Consider the following 24194-nt stretch of genomic DNA (forward strand, 5'->3'; position numbering starts at 1 on the left):
CGCTAGTAATGTGGGTGGTGAATGCTTAGCTACGAGGAAGTAGGCCGTTAAAAAAGATATCGAAGTAGTCATCAGCGGCGCTGTTCAAATCATCGACTTTGCGCCAGAGCTCAATATCCATTGAGGCATTGATAGCACCTGTGATCAGATTTTGAGCAATGAAAACGTCAATATCTCTGATGCTACCGTCTTCGATCCCCGCTCGAATAAAGTCGCCGAATCGGGTATTGGATTTTTCGGTATGTCGCAGAATCTCTTTGCGACGCTCCATCGGTAAAGCGGTGATGGTGTTGTAGCGAATGAGAGGGCCTTGGTCTGAGTTTTGTACCTGGAAGATACTGCGACAAATTTGCGCCACTTTAGCCAGGCCCGAATCGTTAAGCTCAGCTGCTCGTTTATGGATGTCTGACACCATGTCTAAGGAGTAGGTGTAACAGTGGTAGAGCAGATCTTCCTTGTTGTTGATGTGGTAATAAAAGGCGCCCTTTGACACATTGAGGTGCTCGGCTATCTCATCCAATGACGCACCGCTAAAACCTTGTTTGTTAAAAAAACGCGTACCGGATTTATAAAAAGCTTGCTGCTTGAGTTGGTTTTGTTCCTCGCGGTTAAACCATTGAGTATAGTGAGTGTTTGCTACCACAGCACTTGATGCTAGCCCCTGATATTCATTTGTACCAGCATACAGCCCGCGCGCTAGTAAATCTGCGGCTTGCTGAGCGATCTCGGCTACCCTCTCTTTGGGTACTTGGTGAAGCCAAGAAAATGTCCATTCCACAGAGCCTAGGATGGCCCGGGTAGTAGAGGTGATTGCCATCGGTCGAAAGCGACCTGAAGCGATACCATCCCTTAACAATTGTCGCAGGCGCTTAAACATCACGATATATTGCGCTTCCACCGCATCTTGGTGGGGCCTTTTTAAGGACGCTATTTCAAGTAAAGCTGCAATATGTGGACCGCGGCCTTCTTCTGCCGCCAACCAGTTTTCAAAGTGCTGAATAAAAAAGGCTGCAGCGCGTTCAGCGGGGTCGCTAAGGCGCTGCTCGATATCGTCGAGCTGTTTCAAGTGATGCTGCAGTGCTGCCATGTAGCACTGATAGATCAGCTCTTCTTTAGTTTTTACATAGTAATAAAGGCTTGTTTTGGTGAGCCCCAAAGAGGCTGCGATTTCTTGTAGGGTAGTAGCTCTCGAACCTTTATAGTTAAATAAGCGCGCTGACTGCGACAGTATCGCGGCACGCTTTGCATCGTGCTGTGCTGAGCGGTTAAATGGCGAGGGCCTAGGGCTGTCATTGTTCATTAACTGGCTTCCCACTGGCTCAGCGTGTCATGCCGAAGGGGCATTCCCTGTCGTCTAAAATTTCAACTTTAAGTATCTTTTTTGGTCCTGTCCAGCATTGTGGCTAGGGCCTTGCGCTGTAAAGCCTATTTTAGTGAGAGTTGCCGACAGGCTTGATGGCGGAAACAGTTGAGAGTGTGGTCGTTAACCATGCCAATAGCCTGTAAGTAGGCATAGATGATAGTGGAGCCAACAAATGTGAAGCCCAGTTTTTTGAGATCTTTGCTGATTTTGTCAGAGAGCGGGGTAGTGGCAGGCACTTCCGAGCTATCGGCCCAGGTGTTCTGTAGAGGGCGACTCTGTGTATAGCTCCAGAGAAACTCACTAAAGCTACCGTAGTGGGCTTGTACTGAGAGAAAAGCCTTGGCGTTAGTGCGCGCCCCAAATACCTTCAAGCGGTTACGGATGATACTTGGGTCCAGTAAGCGCTCTTCTAATTGCTGGTCGCTGAAGCCGGCAACCTTTGCGGGATCAAATTCGGCAAAAAGTCTGCGGTAGCCTTCGCGCTTTTTAAGTACCGTAATCCAAGACAGCCCAGCTTGGGCACCTTCAAGCAGTAGAAACTCGAATAGCCTAGTGTCATCGTACACAGGCACGCCCCACTCATGATCATGGTAGGCAATATACAGTGGGTCATCAGTGCACCAACTACAGCGTGAGATCATAGGTCCTTCCGAACAAGTGGAGCTGGCAGTATGTGTCTGTCTGTGGATGGAGTCTAGTGATGGTGGCGAGTGAGCCGAGCCTGTGGGAAAATTTAAGTCATTCAATAGGGCGCAGATATGCAAAAAACAATACTTTTTACTCGGGACGGCGATATTGCTCGACTGGTACTGAATAAGCCAGAGCGTCATAACTCATTAGGCAAGCAAGAGCTACTGGCTATTCAGGGCTTCTTAAAGCGTATGAGTGGCGCAGATACTCCAAGGGTCTTGGTGATAAGTGCTGCGGCAGGTAAAACCTTTTGCGCAGGCGCTGCATTAGATGAGTTAAATAGCGGAGAAATTAGCGCTGACTTGTTTCAGCAGACAACTGATCAGATCGCAGAGTTGCAGATTCCAACCATTGCTGTGATCAATGGCAATGCTTTTGGTGGTGGAGTCGAGCTAGCATTGAGCTGTGATTATCGTATCGGGGTGAGAGGGGCCTATATAAAAGTGCCTGCAGCAGAAATTGGTTTGTGCTATCCAGTCAGTGGTATTCAGCGTTTTGTTCAGCGTTTAGGGGTCTCTGCTGCGAAGAGGTTATTGATGGCAGCCGAGAAATTACATAGTGATGAGATGCTGTCACTTGGCTTTTTAGATTATTTAGTGGAGCCAGATCAAATCGATCAGCAAGCAGAGCGCTTAGCGCAAAAACTGGCGAGCTTAGCGCCCTTATCCGTGCAGGGGATGAAATCAATTATCCAAGCTGAGGCGGCTGCTAAACTAGATGTTGATTCTGCACGACAGTTATATCAAAGCTGTTTGGACTCTGCAGACCTTCAAGAGGGCTTTGCCGCACAGCGTGAAAAGAGAAGAGCAAACTTTTGTGGTGCGTAACACACTGTGGTGAATTAGATTCAGAGTAGTCAGCACAGCAAGGTGGATAGTTAGAACCTGGGCTCAGGGATGGGCACTAAAGCCAGCACTTTTGTGCCGCTATCACGTTCAATCTGCAGAGTACCATTTAAATGCCTTATCGCTTGGACAACAGCTCTCATACCCTCAGTGTCTGGGTTTTCGAGACTGATATTAGCGGGCATACCAATGCCATTGTCCTGCACCAGCAGCTTGAAGTGACTGGTAAGATCGGGGCATTCTTCAAGTGAAATCCTGATAAAGCATGAGCGGCTATCCTGCTCAAAAGCATGCACTATGGCATTTGAGAGCAATTCGTAAATGACTATTGATAGTGGCAGTGCTAATTGGGCAGGAATTAGCTGAGTACTTACTAAATTAATAATGCTAATTTGGGAAAGTGCAACTGAGCTCTGTGGCTGATTCTCAGCTCTAAGTAAAATTGAATAAAGTGATTCAGTGTAGGCATGGAGGTCTGCCAGTAATTCTTCAAACCTGTAATAAAGAGCATTTTCTAGACAGATAAAAGCCTCAATACGATTATTGAAATCATTGCTTAAAGCATCCGCTAAGTCCGCTGGTAACAAATCAGAATAACGCTCAAAGCATCTCTGGACATAGGCAAGCTGATCAAGGTTGAAGTGATGTATGGTCTCAACCAAAATACTCTGTTGATCTAATTGCTCCTGTATTTCATCGGAGGCACGGTCGGCTGCAACCTGCATATCGTGAGCTAAGGCAATAGCACGTTCACGAATAACGTAGTTGTCGTAGATGCGCTTTATATGCCAGGCGATAAAGGCTGCCAGCAAAGCATAGAGGCTGTAAGCCCACCAGCTAAGCCAAGGTGGGGGATTAACCTTGATTTGAACTGAAATGCCCTCTCGGTTCCATACACCTGAAGCACTGGCCCCTTGAATGTGCAGGGTGTAATCACCGGCAGGAAGGTTGGTATAGGTTGCAGAATTGCGATTGCCAATATCAACCCAGTCTGGGTCAAACCCAAGTAACTTATAACGGTAGATGTTGTTGGCAGGATCTAGATAGTCTAAAGCACTGAACTCAAAATTTACGTAATAGTCTTTGTGGTTCAGCTCGACGCTAGTAATGTCGTGGATGGCTTTGTTAAAGGTAGGGCTTTGTCCCGCGATTTTAAGGTTAGTAAGTAACATAGGTGGGACTGTTTCATTAAGAGTGACCTCACTAGGATCGAAGCGGTTATAACCGTTGCTACCACCGAAGTAGATACGTCCTTTGTGATCTTTGTGGGAGGCGCCAAAATTAAAATCATTACCCTGAAGTCCATCGGAGACACCAAATCTTTTCATTACTTGGCCACGATAATTAAGTAGATAGATACCGGTTGAGGTCGATGCCCATATATTTTCTTGATCATCTTCTTGGAAGGCATAAACGGCTGAGGACGAGAGCGTTGGGTGATCGGTTACCCTAGAAAGGCGTTGGGTAGCAGTGCCATCTAGTTTATGGTGTGTTAATAAAGGACCATGATTTAGAGTGCCTAACCAAGTCGTTCCTCGAGAAGATTGAAACAAGGAAAGAAAGGTTGGCTTATTTTTTATATCTAGAAGTTCAATATTTAATGATTTGAAAATATCTTGGGTGGGTGAGTATAGATATAAATTATTTTCAGAGCCGACTATAAATGTTTTTTTGTCTTCTGAATGTGATAGCAAGGTAATTGAGCGTTCAGTTAGAGACTTTTCTTTTTCTGGATGCTTTTTAAGACGGGCTACACCAGAGCTGTCAATCTTTAATAGCCCGTAGTTATATGTTCCTACCCAGCTAGTATTGTTGTCCATGTGTAATATTGATGTGACAGCTGCATTGCTTAGCGAACCCGGAAGTAATTGCTTGGTTGTTCCTAAACGATTTATATCGATAGTGAAGACACCGTTATGCCGAGTACCTATCCAAATATCGTCGTTTTTAGCTGCGAGTGACATTATTCTTTCGTCAGGGATTTCTATTTCTTGGAATCCCAAGGTGAGATCAAGTTTAGGGTTAGCGAGGTGTGGTTTATGGAATAGACCTTCGTAAGTACCTATCCAGATAGAGCCCTGAGAATCACTCTCGATAGCAAGAACTTCGTTTTTAATGATGCTGTTAGCAGAGTTGGTGAGGTTAAACTGCGACGCAGTTATAAGGTTTAAGCCATTGTAAGTTCCGACCCACAATAGCTCGTCAAAAAAGTAAAGAGATGTTATATGATTGTTTGATAGTAAAGAATTTTTATCATTTATATGACTAAAAGTGTCTTTTTCATAATTGTATATCCATATACCTTTGTCAGTACCAATAAAAACCAGGTTGCCATTATCTATAATTGAAGAGATAGATGCTGATTCGGGAAGCATTGTATTAAATACAATAGTTAAATCACTCGATATCTTTGCAATTTCACCATCCGTGCTACCAAGCCAGAAGGAGTCTTTTTTCGGCTCAGATAAGGTCGTTGGAAATGGTGTGAGATGATTTATATTTGTAACTACTAATGATGGAGGGGAGGGCTTTGTGAGAGAGCCAAGAGCTTCTAGTGAGTAAAGTCCTCTATCTGTGGTTGCCACTGCCATAGTTGGGCTGAGTGCTACAATGTCAATTATTCTACCGATAGGTTCTGAATCGGAGTCTACCGTCATCAGTTCACTATAAGTTGATATTTTGGGTAAATAAGTTGTTACTCCATTCCGTGTTCCTATCCATATTACCTCTGAAAATGTTGCTGATATTTTAGTTATAGATAAGAGTTTTGGTGTTTTTTTTATTGTGCTAGCTGGGATAAAGCTATCGTTTAAAGGGTTGTATCTTGAGAGTGTTCCGCCGTAAGTAGATAGCCAAATTGTGCCAGACTCTGAGTTATCAATATCTGAAATATTGGATTCAGGAATGTAGTGCCTGATCCGATTTTTTGGAGTGTAAAGAATCGGTTTGTTACCATCGTATTTATAAAGGCCCTGATGTGTTCCAATCCATAGTCTACCCTGTGGGCCATGTAGTATTGACGTGACAGTATTATTAGTTAGATCTAGAAGGTTGCCAGTGTTCTGTACGACGGGGTGAAAGTCTTTAGAGGCAAAAGAAAGAGTGGATAAAAGTAATTGAAAGAAACAATAAAATATTAGAAAGACGGTTTTAGACGGGGAAAATGATGTGATTGATATCATCATTTATCTCTTTGGCTTTATAAGTCCATCAATGATGATCTTCTTTGGATCAGATTATCAAGTTCAGTCAACGCTTCAATAAAAGATTTATTAAGACCTGAAGTTAGAGTGTTGATTGATGAGATATCTTTTGCCTTACAGGCTAATTCAATTTTTTCGCTTATTATAGCTACTCGTTCTAATCCCATGTTAGTGCTCATGGATTTAATGGCATGCGCAGAAAAGAATGCGTCATTGTAATGACTCATTTTAATGCTATTAGATAGTTCATTGAGCTTTTCAATCATTTGAGTCCTATACCCATGGAGTAGAGAGTCTAATAATTTATTACCGGTGCTTTTTTCAACCTCTAATATGTTAGCTAATACCAATTCGTTAACTATTTCAATCTTTGACAGTTCATCGTTGAGTTCTTTGGTGAAGAGGGCTTGGTCTTTATCCTTCTCCTTGTTCTTATTTGAGTTGAGTGAGTTCGTTTTGTTGGGTCCTAGAGTATTTTCGATGACTATCTTTAGGTCGCTAATTGTAAATGGTTTTGGTAGATGAATGTCCATACCAGAATCAATGCAGCGTTGTTTATCGGATTTTGTAAGAGCTGCAGTAAGTGCAACTATTGGTCTTCGTGATAATCTGTTTTGTAATTCGACCTCTCTAATTGCTTTTGCCGCGGTGAAACCATCCATAACAGGCATCTGACAGTCCATGAAAATAATATCAAATTGTCTCTCACGGTACATATTTAATGCTTCTTGACCATTGCTTACTATGAAAGCTTCGCAGCCAAGTAATAGCAGCATTTCTTTAGCAATTTTTTGGTTAATCTCTACATCTTCAGCGATAAGTACTTTAAGTTTTTGGTCTGGAAAAGAGTCATAAGATATCGGAGCGGAGGCTGGACTATGTTTAGCTATTGAAGCGGTGGATGAGAGTAGTTTTATTAAACTAGCCCTTGTAACCGGCTTGTTTAGAGTTCTCCAGCCAGTGCTATCTTTTGTATCTGAGCTGTCTGTAATAGGGGTAATGAGAACTCCAGGGGTGATGCCAAAGAAATCCAAGGAATTTTCAGTGCTGAGTTGCGAGTGACCTGAGTCGACAATATGTAGATCATACTCGTTATATAGATTAGAAAACTCTTGTATATCGTCAGTAGAGTATATTTTTATATTTTTAATACTCTCGATATGAGAAGTTATCATTTCACATAGAAGTCTATTTTCTAAAAGAATGATAACCGAATCAATTTTAACTGAATTAATAATATTAGAGTCATCTATAGATTTTTTAATGTCGAGAGGGAGTTTAAGTACAAAGGTAGTGCCTTTGTCAGGTGCTGATATTAATGATAGATCACCACCTAATAATTGTGAGTATTGTTTGGATATCGCTAGACCTAAACCAGTCCCGCCGTATTTTCTAGTAGTACTATTATCAGCTTGAGTAAATGCATCAAAAATTTTTGACTGAGCTTGCTCATCAACTCCTATCCCAGTATCAATAACCTTTATCGTTGCCTCTATAGAATTAATGCTGTATTTATCATGATCAGTTTCTAGACGTATGGATACGTAGCCTTCATGAGTGAACTTTATAGCATTGCTCAAAAGGTTAATAAGAATCTGGCGTATCTTTGTTGGGTCGCCAATAACCTTAAGAGGTGTTCTTGGGTCAACGATATTGTATAGTCCAATGTTCTTTCGGCTTGCAGCCTCTGCTTGTAGATAACAAACGTCACCTATCAGGTCGATCAATGAGAATGTGGTAGTTTCGACATCAATCTTATTAGCCTCAACTTTAGAGAAGTCTAAAATACTGTTTATTAACCCTAGTAACGAATCGCCGCTTGTTTTTATCGATTCAGCGAACTTTCTTTGTTGATCTGACAGGTTGGAATGAAGAAGAAGTTCGGTCATTCCAACGACGCCATGCATCGGTGTTCTTATTTCGTGACTAATAGTGGCAAAGAAGTTTGATTTTGCTCGGTTTGCCTCCTCTGCAATAAGTCGTGCTTCCTCTAACTCAAACGTTCTTTCTTGGACTTTTGCTTCAAGTTGTCGCTGAAGCTCTAATGCTTTATCTGACTTGATCCGCTGTCTAGTTACGCCGTAGGCAATTACTAAAATAAGAATGGTAGTGTAAATTGCGTATGCCCAGATACTTTTCCAAGGTGCGGGTTTGACATAAAGATTAAGGCGAACTCCGTCTGTATTCCATACGCCGTCTGAATTTGAGCCTTGAACTATTAGTTCGTAGCTGCCACTTGGTAGACTTGTAAATGATACCGATCGATTATATCCAAGACCTACCCATTCGTTATTATATCCGGATAGCATATATCGATATTGATTTAACTCTGGATTAGTGTAATCGAGGGCTGCAAACTTAAATGTGGCATATCTAAAATTATAATCGAGAGTTATTTCTTTATTCGTATTAACTGGGGTGTCGTAAAATACTACATTATTAAGTATTTTGAATTCAGTGATTTGAATTGGTGGTATATATACTGGCCTAGTTAGCGTAGCCGGCGTAATTATATTAAACCCATTATTTCCACCAAAATATATATCCCCATTTGAAGCTTTTAAAACCGCTGCATGGTTGAATTCGGCACCTTGTAATCCATCGCTTACATCGTAGTTTTCAACTTCTTCAGTTTGTGGGTTTAGTTTACTTAAACCACGGTTGTGGGATATCCAGATGTTTCCATGTTCATCGCTGTTAACAGCGTAAATATCAGCACTTGGAAGGCCAATGTTTTCCGAATATTGAATAAAGTCTTCTCTGCGATTTGCTCTAGATTGAGGGTCCCATCGATTTAGTCCACCGCTTTGAGTCCCAATCCATAGTCGCCCTTCATTATCCTCATGAAGTGCCCAAGCCATATTACTTGATAGTGTTTTGGAGTTGTTTGAGTCTGACAAGAACTGTGTAAAGGTTTTATTTTTATAATTGAATAGATTAAGTCCATTTTCTGTTCCAACCCATATATCACCTTTTGAATCTTTAAGAAGTGCGATAACATTATTGCTGCTAATAGATTCAGGGTCGTTAGGAGAGTGTTTGTAATGAGTGAAGGTCTTAGAAGGTTCATCATAAAGGTTTAGGCCGCCACCGTATGTACCTATTAATACTTGCTCAGAGTTTAATCTGGTAACCGAAGTTATCCCGTTGCTACTTAAGCTGTTTGGGTTTGTAATTCTTTTTCTAAACGCCTCTCTTTTGCCGCTGGTTAAGTCAAACTTTTCTAGGCCAGACTGCAGTGTCCCGATCCATAGGTAGTTACCATCGCTATATAAGCTCATTACATCAAGTTGTGAGAGTCCTATAAAATCTGGCCCTACATCCGTATAAAAATCATTTCCTTCTGGTTTTGGCGCATAACTGCTCAGACCAGAGCTTGTACCAATAATAATTTCACCTGACTGAAGCTCTGCAAAGGCGTTTATAGAGTTGTGAAGCTGGCCTGCTGCCGACTCGACTCTGTGAAACAAAGCCTTAGTACCATAAGCTAAGCCGTTAAATGTGCCTACCCAGATAATGCCCGATTGGCTTTGTCGGATACTGAATACTTGATTGTCAGGGATGTTTGAGTTACCTGTATGAATTCTGGTAAATTCATTATTTTCAGGGCTAAGTACACTAATACCACCCCTAGTTGCAGCCCATATATTCCCTGAGAAATCTTCATATGTCTGATATACAGTAGAGTCGGAGAGTGATTTCCTATCACTTGGATCATGCCTATATTGCTTAAATGCTTCTGTTCGGGGGTCGTATTTCATTAACCCTGAAGCTAGACTCGAAACCCAAAGCTTTCCATTCCGGTCTGCCATTAAGTGGTTAGGTCTCTGCAGATCACTTTCATTGCTATGGCTCGGCAAGGACACTGAGATAATACTTTTTTCCTTGGTATTAATTTTTAGTAGACCCTGGTTTTCTACTAGAGCCCATATTACCCCTTCGTCAGTTTCTGCGAACGCTACGGCTCGTGAGTTAGGAGAACGTGATGGGAAGTGCGTAAACTTTTTTGTTTTAGGGTCGAAGCTACTAAAACCATACCCCACACCATAGCCTATCCAAATTGTGCCGTTATCGGCTATAAAAATACTATATATGGTATTGGACAGTGGGTGGTTTTCCGAAATGGTATCAATAGCTCCTATATGAGAAAAACTTTGAGATGATGGATCGTAATGATTTAATCCGCCTCCTGCAGTTGATACCCAAAGGTCCCCATTTTTATCCTCAACAATGCCAGTCGTCGATTGATGGCTAATTGAGGCTGGGTTTCTGTTTGATGCACGAAATTGAATTACATCATAGCCATCGTATCGATGTAGGCCTTCTTGAGTGAGTACCCAGATAAATCCTTTAGAATCTTGAAAGATATCACGAACAGATTGTTGTCCCAGTTCACGGGAAGCAGGAGATATTTGAAATGTGTAATCACGTGGCTTAAGTGCCAGTGAATTTTGGCTGACTAATACAAGCAAGATGGCTACTAGTAATCCGAGTTGCCGCAACTTGCTAAGCTCCTGATTATTGTAATAGTGAATTTGTGTATATTAATTGAAGGCTATAGCGATTGCTAACGCTAACAGTTCTAACAGTTGCTTTGGTAACTTTGTGAGGCCAAAGATTTAAGCAGGTTTTTGGAGTTAGTGCTTCGCGACTTTTAGCCAGGCTATATCAGGACTAATGACCTAGCTTTGCTTTAATCTTCGTAGATAGACAATGCTGTTAGTTGTTTCTGCGGCAAACAACCTACGTTTGCCGCTTCATTCATGAGAAGGGGGTTAGCTTTTAACGAATACCCCAGCGATAGCCAGTCTGCTCGGCGTGGCTACGGATACCCCAACGGTAGCCAGTCTGTTCGGCGTGGTTACGGATACCCCAACGGTAGCCAGTCTGCTCGGCGTTGTTTCGAATACCCCAGCGGTAGCCAGTCTGCTCGGCGTTGTTTCGAATACCCCAGCGATAGCCAGTCTGCTCGGCGTGGCTACGGATACCCCAACGGTAGCCAGTCTGCTCGGCGTGGCTACGGATACCCCAGCGATAGCCAGTTTGCTCGGCGTGGCTACGGATACCCCAGCGATAGCCAGTCTGCTCGGCGTGGCTACGGATACCCCAGCGATAGCCAGTTTGCTCTGCGTGGTTACGAATCCCCCAGCGATAGCCAGCTTGGTCTGAGATATTCCAAGTGGTACTTGAAGCTACACCAGTTGCCTTTGCATTGGTTTCTTGGCCTGAGTCCGCCCACTTATATCCTGAGTTGTGGGGAGCTGTACCAGACCATGGGTGTGATTCTTGGGGGAAATGATCGCGGTTAACCTTCCCCCATTTATAAGAATGATTAGTTGCAGTTGTATAATGAGAGAGTGAGGCAACGGATTTTGTTATAGAAGAGTGATTGACGTTTTTTACTACCCTACTGGTGGCGCTATCCCCAGCCAGTGTCGTTGCGCTTACGATTGCAGCGGCAAGTCCTAAGCCATTGATACCGCATACTTTAACGATCGCTTTAAAATCCATCATCTTATCCGCCCATTAATAATAGTTGTCGTATGTATTAGTCACTCAGCCGTGACTTATTTTCTTGGCCCGAGGTCAACCTATGTGCTTTTGCAGGTCTTGGTTTGTGGGCCATTGACAATCTTATACATTTGGCTACTTAGTGCTTGTAGTAGCTTGTATGCCCCTTTTGGGGTAGTGAGTTTTGGCGATTGGCTACTAAAAAGGAGGGGGTTTTATTCTAATCAATTGATTTAATTAGATAAATTTAGGTTGGAGGTCTGGCCGGGCCTTTAGCTAACTCTTGGGTTGGTGAGCTGTTTTGATGTGGACTTATTCTAAGGCTTCGTTCATTGGGCTTGGGGCCTGTCCTGTCTCAGCTCGTCAATAAGTGCTTTTTCCTGCATATATTGATGATGCCAATTGATGCTAGATGAGCCTTGCTTTTGAGTGGGCGAAGAGCGCTCGATGTGGGCTTTAACTCCCCAGCGCCGGTCTTCGCTTAAGCCTTTTTCACTCTCTTCACCGCGGAACATCTTGTCCAAACCGGGGAGAGTGGGGCTGCCGTCATCAAGGATAATTGCAGGCCCCTCGTAGTGTTGAATGTTGTCGATATCTTGTTCGATTATCATGTCTTCGTTGCCGCAGCCGCGTTGTCCGAGTGTCACGGCACGGGTGGCGCTAACGTAACCATTGCCCTGTTGAAAAGGGCTATAGGTCAGCATGCCATCGTGGTTTATGGCCAGTTCAGCGCTAGATGTTAATTTGCACTTCAGGTCGTCGGGGCTCAGGTCTGGCTCAAGCTGTAGCAGTAGGGCAGCAATGCCGCTAACCACTGCGCTAGCTTGGGAAGTGCCCGTCATAACGAATTCGCCATTACTTAAAAGGTAATCAGGATGTTCATTGGTTAGTTCTGCCCCCGGACGTATGATGCCTGATATGTGGCCGCCTGGCGCAACCAAGTCGGGTTTAATGTGGCCGCTGGGTGTCGGGCCCCGTGAGGAAAAGTCGGGGATGTAGTCGTCATCACGCTCAGCGACAGTCCATGAGTCAGTGACTGCGCCAACTGTAATAATGTAGGGCAAATTCCCTGGCGAGCCGATAGACATGTTGTCAGGTCCTTCATTGCCAGCTGCGGCTACCACGGCGATGCCCTGGCTCCAAGCTTGCATTAATGCCTGATTGATCGGATCAAGCCAATAGGGCCAGCGTGGACGCGCAGCGAAGGATAGGTTGAGGACTCGAATATTCAGGGCTTCACGCTGATCCACTACCCATTGAATACCTCTGACAATATCTAAAAAGTCACCTTGGCCGGCTTTGTTGAAGGCTTTGACTGTGACAATGTCGGCATCGGGTGCAATACCTTGATAAGAGCCCGTTGCTTTGCCATCTCGAATGACTGGGGCGCTATTAGCCACAATGCTTGTCATATGGGTGCCGTGGCCGCTCTCGTCGAAAATTTCGCTATCGACTCGGTCCAGGATGGCGTCATAGCGGCCTCGTACGCGGGCCTTGCCAGAAGTGTTTTCGAGTAAGTACTGCTGTTCCCATAGCCCAGAGTCGAGCACTGCTACTGTGACCCCCGAACCTGTAATGCCAAGCTTATGTAGTGCGCTGGCACCCACTTCAGTGGGAAAGTAGCTATCATCGCCGTAGCGATCATAGCCAGGGATAGACTCGGCTATACAGCCACCGCTGAATGCTGCGCTGAGGTGGATCTCGCGCTGCTTGACTGCTGCGCTGTTGGCTCTGTGGCCAGTAAAACTCAGTACTAGGTCGCTTTGCTTATACAGTAGGTTGGCGGGATTGTCTGCTGGCGGGACGGTCAGGTGGTAAGGGCTTTTGGCATGTTTTTTGTTAAATGCGATGGGCGTACCAGCGAAGTAAATGCTCTCTAGTTGGCCTAGGCGTTCTGGCCACTCGATCTGCAGTTCAGTGAGCATCACGGTGTCGCGGCCTTTGTTGAACAGAGGCCAGCGGAGCTCAGCACCGGTGATTTGTAGCTCGAGTGCACCGCCGACATTACAGCTTTCTTGCTCAGGCTCTGGCGGTGCAAGAGACAGGTCATCAATGTGCCGGGTGATCAGCCCTGATTCGAGAATATTATTAAGTTGGCTGCGGCTTACTAGTGCGCCAACGGCATTAATAATATGCAAGTCATGAGTGAGTTGGCCGCCTTCTCGTTTTACTAGTGCGGCCAGCTCGCTACTGGATTGCCCCTGCAGCATAACGCGTAAAGTGTCGTCTGAGGCATGCCCTAAGCTGGGTAGGCACATTAAGAAAAAAACAGACAAGAGCTGGCTTGAGCGGGCGATCATGTGACAGGAATCTAACGTTTTGAAAGGCTGCTGAGCAACTGACTGTAGTTCTGCTGCAGAAGATCAGGGACCTCTTCAGCGCGGACGGGATAAGAAAAGTAGTAGCCTTGCAGTAGGTCGCATTGTTTGTGCAGAAGGTAGCTCAGTTGCTCCTCGGTTTCGATGCCTTCTGCAATGACTTTCAACTTTAAGCTTTTAGATAAAGCGAGAATTGCGTCGACAATGGCTGCACCGTCTAGGCTGTCTAGGTCTGCCACAAAACTTTGATCTATCTTTAGCGTATCGATAGGGAAGCGCTTCAAGTAGCTTAGAGACGAATAGCCCGTACCAAAATCGTCTACAGCTAAGGACAGACCAATGGACTTCAACTGCTGTAACTTGGTGATGTTGGTTTGAGCGTCAGTCATAATTGCGCTTTCGGTCAGCTCTAACTCCAGCCGCTCTGGTGTCAAGCCAGTCTGCTTAATAATAGAGGCTATGCGCTCGGCGAGCTGAGCTTGTTTAAATTGGACCGGTGAAATGTTCACACTGACTACAAAGTCATCAAATCCTTGTGTTTTCCAGTCTTTACAGTGCCGGGCCACCTCTTTAATGACCCATTCGCCGAGTTCAATAATCTGGCCGGTACGCTCAGCTAAAGGAATGAAATCACCGGGCGGTACGGCTCCGAGCCTAGGATGATTCCAGCGAACCAGTGCTTCTATGCCAACCGCAGTGCCGGTGATTTTGGAAACCTGTGGTTGGTAATGCAACTCTAGCTCATCACTTTTCAGGGCATGTCTCAGTTCTTCTTCTAGTTTGAGCTGTTCAACCGCTTTGGAGTTCATTGTTTCGTTATAGAAGCGGTAGCAAGCTCTTCCTTCTGACTTGGCAGCGTACATCGCTGTATCAGCATTGCGTATTAAGCTATCGGGGGTGCTGCCATCTTGTGGAAATAGTGCGATGCCAATACTTGGTGTCACCACTGGGTTGTGGGACCGTAGCGCGATGGGCTCGGATAATATTTTTAAGATCCGCTTGGCAACGCTTTCAACCTGAGCTGCATTTTCGATGTCGGAGAGCACGACCGTAAACTCATCGCCGCCAAGTCGTGCAATCTCAGTGCCCATTGGCTCGCTATCATTGAGTGCTTCGTTGGCGGCAAAGTAGTTAATTACATCGTCTTCCCTCAGCTCCATGCTGAGGCGCTTGGCAATCTCAACCAATAAACGGTCGCCGCGGCCGTGGCCTATTGAGTCATTGATACGCTTAAAGTGGTCGAGGTCAATGAACAAAAGCGCTGCTTGGCTGTTGTTGCGATGGCTTTGTCTGAGGGTTCGCGTGAGCTGCTCATTAAAGCTGCGCCGGTTGGGCAGGTTGGTGAGGGGGTCGTAATAGGCGAGGTAGCGAAGTCGGTCCTCTTGCCTTTTGAGCGCGTTAAAGGCATCGCTAGCGCGCAGCATATATTGTACATCACGACCCAAAAGCGACCAGTTTACCGGCTTGGTTTTGTACTGAGTGGCACCCGCTTCAAAGCCTTTATCAATGGATTCACGGTCGTCGGAGCCAGTTACAATCATAATTGGGATAGTTGCACCCATTGGCATTTGACGAATGCGCCGACAGACCTCCAAGCCACTCATGCCCGGCATTTCAACATCGAGAAAAATTAAGTCTGGGCGTTCCCGCTCAAACACCTTAATAGTATCTGGCCCATTGCTCGCTTCAACAACGGTCATGCCTTCTGCTTCGAGGCACTGCCGTGTCAGCAGACGGACATTAACATCATCATCGCTGACGAGGATTTTGGAGCGAAGCCGTGGTTCGATACGAGATGGCATGGGCGTTTTTAGTCTAAGTCAAGCAATATGGTGGTAGCTAAGGCTAACACGCGTCGGGCGGTTAGGCCTAGGGGGGAGTAGCTTGGCTGGCAGCTAAGGGTTAGTGGAATAGGCTTTTATACGCTGCTGTTCGAGAAATCGTGGCAAGTGCTGCAAGGGGATTGCGGGGCTATAGTAAAAGCCTTGGACTTGATGACATTGCTGCTGACGCAAGAAGGCTACTTGCTCGTAGGTTTCGGTGCCTTCGGCAATCACTACAATACCGAGCTCTTGCGCCATTTTAATGATCATGGAACACACAGCGGCTTGCTGAGTGTTTTGGGGCAGTTCGCGTACGAAGGTAGCGTCCACCTTGAGTGAAGCGATTGGCAGGGTGGTCAGATGTGAAAGTTGGGAGAAACCGGTACCAAAATCATCCAGTGAGAAGGAGATTCCCAGCTCTTTAAGTTCATTCATCCGGGCCTTGATAGCATTGGGATTCTGTAAGACAGTGCTTTCAGTTAACTCAAACTCGAGTCGTTTAGCGTTGGCGCCGGTATCGCTTAAGATACTTTTAACCACGCTGGGGAAGAGTTTATCTTGGAGTTGAGAGAACGACACATTGACGCCTATATCTATCTGCCCTAAGCCCTGTTCAGCTAAGCAGTTCAGAGCTTTGCATGCCTGCCAGATAACCTGGTAGCCAAGGCTCTTCATCAGTCCAATATCTTCACATTCATTAAGAAACTCGAGTGGCTCTAGTAGGCCGCGCTGGGGATGGTTCCAGCGTAACAATGCCTCTAGTCCAACTAAGCGTTCGCTACTCAGGTCGATACGTGGCTGGTAATAGAGTTCAAACTGGGCATTGTGAATGGCACTGCGTAATTCAGTAGCCAAGTTGCTACGCATAGAGACTTGCTCAGCGAGCTGTCTATCGTAATAGGTATGCTTGCGGTCCTTAAGTGATTTGGAATGAAGCATAGCCTTGCGGGCTGCTTCCATGGGGTCGATTTGCTCTTGCTCCAACTCGGAAAACAGGGTGAGGCCCAAGCTGGTATTGACCACGACTGGCTGCTCGTTGAGGGTGATGGGAATGGTCAGAGCCAGTAAAATATTATTGGCTAACTCTTCGATATGTTCAGCTGACTCTGCTTCTTCAATTAGAACGGCAAACTCGTCGCCATTCAGGCGGGCTAGGCAGTCCCGGTGACCCAGCTTGTCGGTGATGCGATCAGCCAAAGTCTTAATCAATAAGTCGCCATTCTGCTCACCGTAGTGGTCATTAATATGGGCAAAGTTATCGACGTTGAAATACAGTAGTGCGGAAGTAAGTTTATGCTGCTGTGAGCGCTCCACGGCGCGCTTTAACAGGGGGCGAAAGCCTATGCGATTGAGTGCGCCGCTAAGGCTGTCGTAGCTCGACATAAGGTCAATGGTTCGCCGGGCCTGCTTGAGCTGGATACTGTAATCCACTACGCGCTGCACTAGAGCATCGTAGAGTTGTCCTCGAAGGAGGTAGTCCTGTAGTCCCAGCTCAGCTATGCGGCGGGCTGTGTCGCAATCATCAAGCAATACGATAATGGCAGTGGCAGAGTTGTTCTTTTGCGCTAGACGCAGCAGGTATTCGGTTTCGGGGCTTTCAGCAATGATTGCTGCTTTTATGCTTGGGTCTAGTAGTACCTCAATTGGCCGTTCAATAGATGTGGAGCTGATGACAAAGTAGGTATTAGTTTGCGCTTGCTGCAGGCATTTCGAGAGCTGCAAGTGGTCGCTTGGCTTATCAGAGATTATTAAAATGCTATTTCGACCCACTCATGTCTCCAGGTGATTTTCTCAGTGCCTGTTAGTAGGAGATCTGAGTTGTGCGATCAACCTAGGGGGTGACTGTGGGTGGCCGCAAATTGTCATCAACATCAACTTATACACACCTTGTTAGCTAGTTTCTAGGCTATTTTTACAATAGTGCTGAGCTGATGACGGGATCGTGAAATAAGTCACACTAACACTTAAGTTTGCCAGCTTGATCGTGAGGCTGTAAAAAGCATCTGTAAATGACTTCACAGGATCTCATTATGTTTTACCGACAATTTATCTTGCTGCTTAGCGCTTGTTTGGCATGTGCGGCAGCTTTTTCAAATCCCCTAGCGCTGGACACAGATATCGATCCACAGCGCCTATCAGATATTGTTAAAACGCTGGCCTCTGACGAGTTCGAGGGCCGTGCACCCGGTACTGCCGGGGAAGAAAAGACGATTGCTTATTTGGTGGAGCAATTTAAGGCACTCGGTTTGAAGCCTGCGGGTACTTCTGGTGCTTGGACGCAGTCGGTGCCAATGCTACATACCACCATTGAGCAGCCCGATAAGCTGGCTTTCTCTGCCACTGACAAGTCACTTCAGTTGATTCAGGGTGAAAATATCGAAATCAGCACCTTGCATGATGTCGACGCAATTAACTTTGATTCCGCGCCTGTGGTCTTTGTTGGCTTTGGTGTTGATGCCCCGGAGCGTGACTGGGACGACTTTGGTGATATTGATTTGCGTGGCAAGGTGGCGATTTTTTTGGTTAACGACCCAGATTTCTCGGCTTCGCCTGAGGAGCCAGTAGCTGGGCGCTTTGGTGATCGACGAATGACTTATTACGGTCGCTGGGCCTATAAGTTTGAAGAAGCTGCCCGGCGCGGGGCGCTTGCGGCCTTGGTGATTCACGAAACTGAGGCGGCTGGTTACGGCTGGAGCGTGGCGGCCTCTTCACCTGGAGATAATATTGCCCTAGCTGAGAGCTCTGGCGCCGAGCCACCGGTAATGCTGCAGGGTTGGTTAAAATATGAGGCCGCTGAAAGCTTATTTGAAATGGCCGGGCTAGATTTGTCGCAGCAGCGCAAGCAAGCCCGCAGCCCAGATTTTAAGGCCATGCCTCTTAAAGGCCTAAGCATGAATGCTGAGCTGAAGGTGAAAACTGAGCAGTTTGAGAGTCAGAACGTGCTGGCTATGCTGCCCGGAACCACCCGCAGTGATGAGTACCTTATGGTGTCTTCGCACTGGGATGCTTTTGGATTGGGGGTGCCAGATGAACAGGGTCGTACAGTGCGCCCCGGTGCTAACGACGATGCTTTGGGTACCGCCGGTGTACTGGAGCTAGCGCGAGTGCTTAAGCAGGGGGAGCCCCTGCAGCGCAGCGTACTGTTTGCGGTCTGGACCGGGGAAGAAAGTGGCTTGCTGGGCTCCAAAGCCTACGCTGAAAAACCCTTGTATCCACTGGAAAAAACCGCTGCAAACTTTACTTTAGATATCCTACAAACAGCCGGCTTAGCACGTGATGTGATTCTGGTGGGTGAGGGGCAAAGTGAGCTCGAAGATGATTTGGCTGCCGCTGCGGCGCAGCAGGGTCGAGTCGTGACGCCGGAAACTCTGCCAGAAAATGGTCTGTTTTTCCGCGCGGACCATTTCTCTATGGCTAAGCAAGGTGTGCCCGTATTGCTGATGATGGGCATAGCCGGCGGCGCCGACCTTGTTGAAGGTGGGCGCGAGGCTGGAGAGCAGTGGATTGCCGACTATGTGGGCAACTGCTACCACAAAACCTGTGACGCTTGGGATGAAAACTGGAACCTCGACGGCGCTGTGCAAGATATTAATGCCTTCGAAATTATTATCCGCGACCTGGCAAACTCTGAGCGCTGGCCAGAGTGGAAGAGCGGATCAGAGTTTAAGGCTATTCGAGACGCGAGTGCAGCGGCACGCCCCTAAACTATTGCTTGATAGGCTCGCAGCTAAATACCGGAATATCGCGGTCGGTGCGAGCCTGATACTCATCAAAGTCGGGGTAGAGTGATAGCAGGTGCGGCCACAGCGCCGCTTTTTCCTCAGCGCTGATTTGTCGCGCTCGGTAATGCTGCTCGGCTCCATCAACCATGATTTGAATCTCTGGATTGGCTTTGACATTGTAATACCAAGCAGGGTTACCGGGCATGCCACCCTGTGAGGCTACTAGGAGCTTGTTGTCGCCGTGAGGTAGGTGAATCAGCGCCACACGTCTGATTCTGCTAGATTTAGCACCGCGGGTGGTGACCACGCAAACAGGAAAACCGCCGATGAACTTATTCATTAGTTTGCCTTTAGTGGCGCGAAATACCGCCACTTGCAAGCGCGTGGCCCAGCGCAGAAAGAAACGTATGAGTGGTAATTGAGCCTCGGGGTAGGGCTTGGTATCCTCTCGGCGAGTTTTTACGTAGTCAAACTTAGTCATTTAATCATCCACAAAGTCTCGGCATTTAAGCTGGCAACCTTACGATAGAGTGATACGCAAGCCAAGCGCAGCTAAGCTGTGGTAGAATGCCTAAATCCCATCCCTTAGAAAACCGCAGTTTGTAGTATGAGTCTAGCCTCTGAGAAACTTGAAGCCATTCGGGTCCAGGTGCAGCAGCACCTTGATCACGCTGAAAGCAAGCAACTTACACCGCAACAAGAAACCGCTTTAAAAGAGCGTATCAAACAGCGTCTGAAGGAAGAGAACGCTGTGATTGTTGCGCACTATTACACCGCGCCGGTTATTCAGGCTCTTGCTGAAGAGACTGGTGGCTGTGTGTCCGATTCACTCGAAATGGCCCGTTTTGGCCATGATCACGATGCCACCACTCTTGTGGTTGCCGGGGTTAAGTTTATGGGGGAAACCGCCAAGATCCTGACCCCCAATAAGCGAGTGCTGATGCCAACCTTGGAAGCTACCTGCTCGCTGGATCTGGGCTGTCCGATCGACGCCTTTTCGGCGTTCTGTGACCAGCACCCGGATCGAAAGGTAGTGGTCTATGCCAACACCTCAGCTGCTGTTAAAGCCCGGGCAGACTGGGTGGTGACCTCCAGTATTGCGCTGGATGTGGTCGAGCATCTCAGTGCCCAAGGTGAAAAAATCCTCTGGGCACCTGACCGACACTTGGGCGACTATGTGCGCCGTGAGACCGGTGCTGACATGATTATGTGGGACGGTGCCTGCATTGTGCATGAGGAGTTTAAAGCTCGTGGCATTGCCGATCTGAAGGAAGTCTATCCCGATGCGGCGGTCTTAGTGCACCCGGAGTCCCCGGCATCTGTGCTTGAGTTGGCCGATCGAGTGGGTTCTACCACGCAGATTATTCGCGCTGCTCAAGAGCTACCAAATAAGCGTTTTATCGTGGCTACCGATCAGGGCATCTTTTATAAGTTGCAGCAGATGGCGCCAGATAAAGAGTTTATTATCGCGCCCACCGCTGGTAACGGTGGCAGTTGCAGCAGCTGTGCTAATTGCCCTTGGATGGCGATGAACGAGTTGGAGGCGCTGGCCAATGTGTTTGACCAGAGTCATAACGAAGTATTCGTCGATCCGCAGCTAGGTGAGCGTGCCATGGTGCCACTGCGTCGCATGTTGGACTTTGCGGCTGAGCTTAAAGTCCAGGTCAAAGGCAACGCTTAAGACCTTCCTAACCCGCGCTCAGTGGGCGCGGGTAGTTTAGATCTCCATCTGCTGTCGCAGGTCGGCAATATCCTGTAAACGCTGAGTGATACGTGCCGTGGTCGGATAATCTTTGCCGGTGAGCTTAAGTGCGTAATTCAGCTGCTTTTCAGCCTGATCGAGTATGCCTTTGCGGATAAAGTACTCTGCACGGGACTGGTGCAGACCAATGATATTGCCTGATAGCCCCTGCACCTCTGCTAGCAAATACCACAGTGCGGGGTCATTCGCTTTGCGCTTGCTTTGCTCGAGGAGTACCTCTTCAGCTACGTGGGCCTTTTGGTCGCGCATCAGAGCCTTGGCGTAGGTCATGGTGAGGGGGTGGTTGCCAGGAGAGCGCTTCAGGCGCTGCGCTAGCTTCTGCACTGCCTCAGCAGGCTGGTTGCGCGCTAGGTCAATTTCAGCACTGGCAATAACATACTCTAGCCGAGTGGGATCGTCTGCCCGTAGACTATCGAGCTCCAGGCTGGCTTCCTCTGTGCGTCCAGCGTCAGTCAGTGCGAGTACCAGACCGTAGCGGGCTGCCTCAACTGAGCGCGTGCTGCCCTCGAGCTCACCTCTAAATTTTTGCACTGCCTCGGTGGGGGTGTCGGCCAGTTGATTGGCCACTCTAGCCCGCATCAGATGGTATTGCAGGCTCGGTTGTGGACTTTGTTTGGGGTACTGCCGGGCGCGGTTGCGGGTGTCGGCAATACGGTTTTCCGATAGCGGGTGGCTGCGCAGAAATTCCGGAATACGGTTGCCGCCGGCATAGCGACTCGCCTGTAGCATGCGTTCGAACATGCCGGGCGCAGCGTGGGGGTCAAATCCCGCGTCCACTAGGGTTTGCATGCCTACCCGGTCGGCTTCGGCTTCGGCGCTGCGGCTGTAGCGCAAGGCGGAGTCCTGAGCTGCGGCTTGAGCGGCAGAGAGCGCGGCCATCCCAGCTTCACTGCCGGTGGTGGCTAGCAGCACAAAGCCGGCTAACATAGCGGCGAGGTTCAGTGGCTGCTGATTTTTAGCAAACTCGACCCGTCTAGAAAAGTGGCGCTGACTGAGGTGGGCAATCTCGTGGGAGAGCACGGTGGCTAGTTCATCTTCACTTTGGGCGTAAAGCAGTAAGCCATTGTGAACACCGATGATGCCGCCAGGTACCGCAAAAGCGTTAATTGTTGGGTTGTCGACCACTACCAATTCTATGCGTCGATCTTCCAGTTGGCTGTGTGTGACTAGGCGGTAAATCAGGTTTTCTAGGTAGTCAAAGAGCAGCGGGTCGTCGACGGTGCGCGCTTGGCTGCGAAAAATACGCAACCAGGTGCGGCCCAGTTGGTGCTCGTACTCGGTCGAAAATAGGCTGGTACTGGCTTCGCCCAGGTTGGGTAGTTTGAGATTTTCTGTCGCCTGTACAGTACTGCTCTGCGTACTGGCTACCAATAGGCTAAGTGCCAGTGGCAGGCTGCGGGCCCATTGGCGTAGAGAGATAGATAGCAGAGTAGTTTTGAACACCTTGGGAAGTTTTATCCAGTAAGCTGTAAGGGAGTCTAGCATTGTACGCTAGCGCTGATGCCAGACCATAGCGGCAACTGCTAAGAGTGATTCTGCCAGGAAAAGTTCAGCTCTGTTGGGCGCGCCTCGGCTAATGGCTATACTGAGCGCCGCCTTAATAGGAGAAACTACAGTAGTATGAGCGAGTCAGAGATTCAGGAAGTGGATGCTACCGGCCTGCAATGTCCCATGCCATTATTAATGGCTAAGCGCGCCCTAAACACTATGCACAGCGGTGAGCGCCTGCGAGTTCTGTCGACCGATCAGGGATCACAGCGAGATTTTCGTGTATTTGCTGAGCAATCGGGTCACATCTTGCTCGCCTCGGATGAACGAGACGGGCTGTATATTCATTTGTTGCGGAAGTCTTGATCTAAATGCTTGAGATATTTAATAAATGGTATCGGCGCTACCTATTCGAAGAAGAATCGGTTTTACTGCTAGTACTGCTCACCCTAGCAGTGGCGGTGTTAATGACTATCGGCGATATTTTGGCGCCGGTCTTGGCTGCGCTGATCTTGGCCTATCTAATGCAGGGCCTAGCTTCAGGGATGCAGCGTCTCGGCTTACCGCAGTGGCTGGGAGTGAGTGTGGCCTTTATCGTATTTATTGGCGCATTCTTTGGTTTCATTTTTGGTCTGCTGCCCTTGGCTTGGCGCCAGTTACTGACACTTGCTGGAGAGATGCCTCGCATGTTGGAGCAGGGGCGACACTTGTTAATCGTCCTGCCGGAGCGCTACCCCGACTTTGTTAGCCAGCAGCAAATAAATCATGTGCTGTCTTTGGCCCAGAGTGAGTTGGCTGGTTTGGGGCAGACCTTGGTGACCAAGTCGCTGACCACCATTCCCAGTATCGTCAGCTTGCTGGTCTACATCATTTTAATTCCTATTTTGGTGTTCTTTTTCCTTAAGGATAGGCAGCAGCTTATTAGCTGGTGCAGTACATTCCTGCCCAGTGAGCGCCCCTTGCTGCGTCGTATTTGGGGTGAAATGAACACGCAAGTGGCTAACTATGCTCGTGGGAAGGTATTAGAAATCATCATTGTGGGAGCGACAAGCTATGCTTGCTTTGCTTGGATGGGCTTGAATTATGCCGCCTTACTGGCATTGCTAGTGGGTCTCTCGGTTATCATTCCTTATATCGGTGCGGCAATAGTAACGGTGCCAGTGCTAGCTGTGGCTTACCTGCAGTGGGGCTTGGCCAGTGAATTTTATTACTTAATGCTGGTCTACTTCATTATTCAGGGCTTAGATGGCAACGTATTGGTGCCGCTGCTGTTTTCGGAAGCGGTCAACCTGCACCCAGTCGCTATTATCTTAGCGGTACTGTTTTTTGGCGGTATTTGGGGGCTCTGGGGGGTGTTTTTTGCCATCCCGCTAGCTACCTTGATCAAAGCTATTATCAACGCTTGGCCCACACCTGCCGATGAAACAGTGCTGGTGGAGCCCGAGAAAATCGAACAAGTAACGGAGTAA

At 47.4% G+C, this 24194-nt stretch carries 15 protein-coding genes; 5 read left to right on the forward strand and 10 right to left on the reverse strand.

The annotated features are described in order from the left end of the window. Positions 1–25: 25 nt before the first annotated feature. Positions 26–1300, reverse strand: a complete 1275-nt coding sequence (locus H2508_RS14020) for a TetR/AcrR family transcriptional regulator (RefSeq protein ID WP_182175104.1) — start codon at positions 1298–1300, stop codon at positions 26–28. Between the two features lie 125 nt (positions 1301–1425). Next, a complete protein-coding gene (locus H2508_RS14025; RefSeq protein WP_182175106.1) occupies positions 1426–2004 on the reverse strand; it encodes a DNA-3-methyladenine glycosylase I in 579 nt (192 codons plus the stop codon). 117 nt (positions 2005–2121) lie between these two features. Between H2508_RS14025 and H2508_RS14030 the strand changes: the two genes are divergently transcribed. Continuing rightward, on the forward strand, positions 2122–2880 hold the full coding sequence (locus H2508_RS14030) for an enoyl-CoA hydratase/isomerase family protein (RefSeq protein ID WP_182175108.1): 759 nt from the start codon (positions 2122–2124) through the stop codon (positions 2878–2880). 50 nt (positions 2881–2930) lie between these two features. Here the strand turns inward: H2508_RS14030 and H2508_RS14035 are convergent, their stop codons facing one another. The 6 genes from H2508_RS14035 to H2508_RS14060 form a co-directional block, all read right to left on the reverse strand. Further along, entirely contained in the window at positions 2931–6083 is a 3153-nt protein-coding gene (locus tag H2508_RS14035; RefSeq protein ID WP_182175110.1) for a ligand-binding sensor domain-containing protein, read from the reverse strand. 14 nt (positions 6084–6097) lie between these two features. After that, positions 6098–10603 (reverse strand): hybrid sensor histidine kinase/response regulator, encoded by a 4506-nt coding sequence (locus H2508_RS14040; protein WP_182175112.1) that lies wholly within the window; start codon positions 10601–10603, stop codon positions 6098–6100. Positions 10604–10883: 280 nt separating this feature from the next. Continuing rightward, on the reverse strand, positions 10884–11615 hold the full coding sequence (locus H2508_RS14045) for a hypothetical protein (RefSeq protein ID WP_182175114.1): 732 nt from the start codon (positions 11613–11615) through the stop codon (positions 10884–10886). A 326-nt stretch (positions 11616–11941) separates the two neighbouring features. Then, entirely contained in the window at positions 11942–13888 is a 1947-nt protein-coding gene (locus tag H2508_RS14050) for a S8 family peptidase (RefSeq protein WP_182175117.1), read from the reverse strand. A gap of 35 nt (positions 13889–13923) precedes the next feature. Further along, positions 13924–15732 carry a two-component system response regulator gene (locus tag H2508_RS14055; RefSeq protein ID WP_182175120.1) on the reverse strand — a complete coding sequence of 603 codons (1809 nt, stop codon included), beginning with the start codon at positions 15730–15732 and terminating at the stop codon, positions 13924–13926. A gap of 93 nt (positions 15733–15825) precedes the next feature. After that, positions 15826–17523 carry a putative bifunctional diguanylate cyclase/phosphodiesterase gene (locus H2508_RS14060; RefSeq protein WP_182175123.1) on the reverse strand — a complete coding sequence of 566 codons (1698 nt, stop codon included), beginning with the start codon at positions 17521–17523 and terminating at the stop codon, positions 15826–15828. Between the two features lie 239 nt (positions 17524–17762). On the opposite strand from H2508_RS14060, the gene H2508_RS14065 reads away from it, so the two are divergent. Continuing rightward, complete coding sequence (locus H2508_RS14065; protein WP_235965403.1) at positions 17763–19457, forward strand: M20/M25/M40 family metallo-hydrolase; 1695 nt, start codon at positions 17763–17765, stop codon at positions 19455–19457. 1 nt (position 19458) lies between these two features. On the opposite strand, the gene H2508_RS14070 is transcribed toward H2508_RS14065, so the two are convergent. Then, positions 19459–19956: a nitroreductase family deazaflavin-dependent oxidoreductase gene (locus tag H2508_RS14070; RefSeq protein WP_182175126.1), complete on the reverse strand. Its 498-nt coding sequence runs from the start codon at positions 19954–19956 to the stop codon at positions 19459–19461. Between the two features lie 126 nt (positions 19957–20082). Between H2508_RS14070 and nadA the strand changes: the two genes are divergently transcribed. Further along, a complete protein-coding gene (gene nadA / locus H2508_RS14075) occupies positions 20083–21156 on the forward strand; it encodes a quinolinate synthase NadA (RefSeq protein WP_182175129.1) in 1074 nt (357 codons plus the stop codon). Between the two features lie 36 nt (positions 21157–21192). On the opposite strand, the gene H2508_RS14080 is transcribed toward nadA, so the two are convergent. Further along, positions 21193–22680 carry a M48 family metalloprotease gene (locus tag H2508_RS14080; RefSeq protein WP_328799383.1) on the reverse strand — a complete coding sequence of 496 codons (1488 nt, stop codon included), beginning with the start codon at positions 22678–22680 and terminating at the stop codon, positions 21193–21195. Between the two features lie 177 nt (positions 22681–22857). On the opposite strand from H2508_RS14080, the gene H2508_RS14085 reads away from it, so the two are divergent. Together H2508_RS14085 and H2508_RS14090 are read left to right on the forward strand one after the other, a co-directional pair. After that, positions 22858–23091 carry a sulfurtransferase TusA family protein gene (locus H2508_RS14085; protein WP_182175136.1) on the forward strand — a complete coding sequence of 78 codons (234 nt, stop codon included), beginning with the start codon at positions 22858–22860 and terminating at the stop codon, positions 23089–23091. A gap of 5 nt (positions 23092–23096) precedes the next feature. Further along, the gene (locus tag H2508_RS14090; protein WP_182175139.1) at positions 23097–24194 is read left to right on the forward strand and encodes an AI-2E family transporter; all 1098 of its coding nucleotides are present in this window, start codon (positions 23097–23099) and stop codon (positions 24192–24194) included.

The sequence above is a fragment of the Sediminihaliea albiluteola genome (assembly GCF_014077625.1).
Lineage (GTDB): Bacteria > Pseudomonadota > Gammaproteobacteria > Pseudomonadales > Halieaceae > Sediminihaliea > Sediminihaliea albiluteola.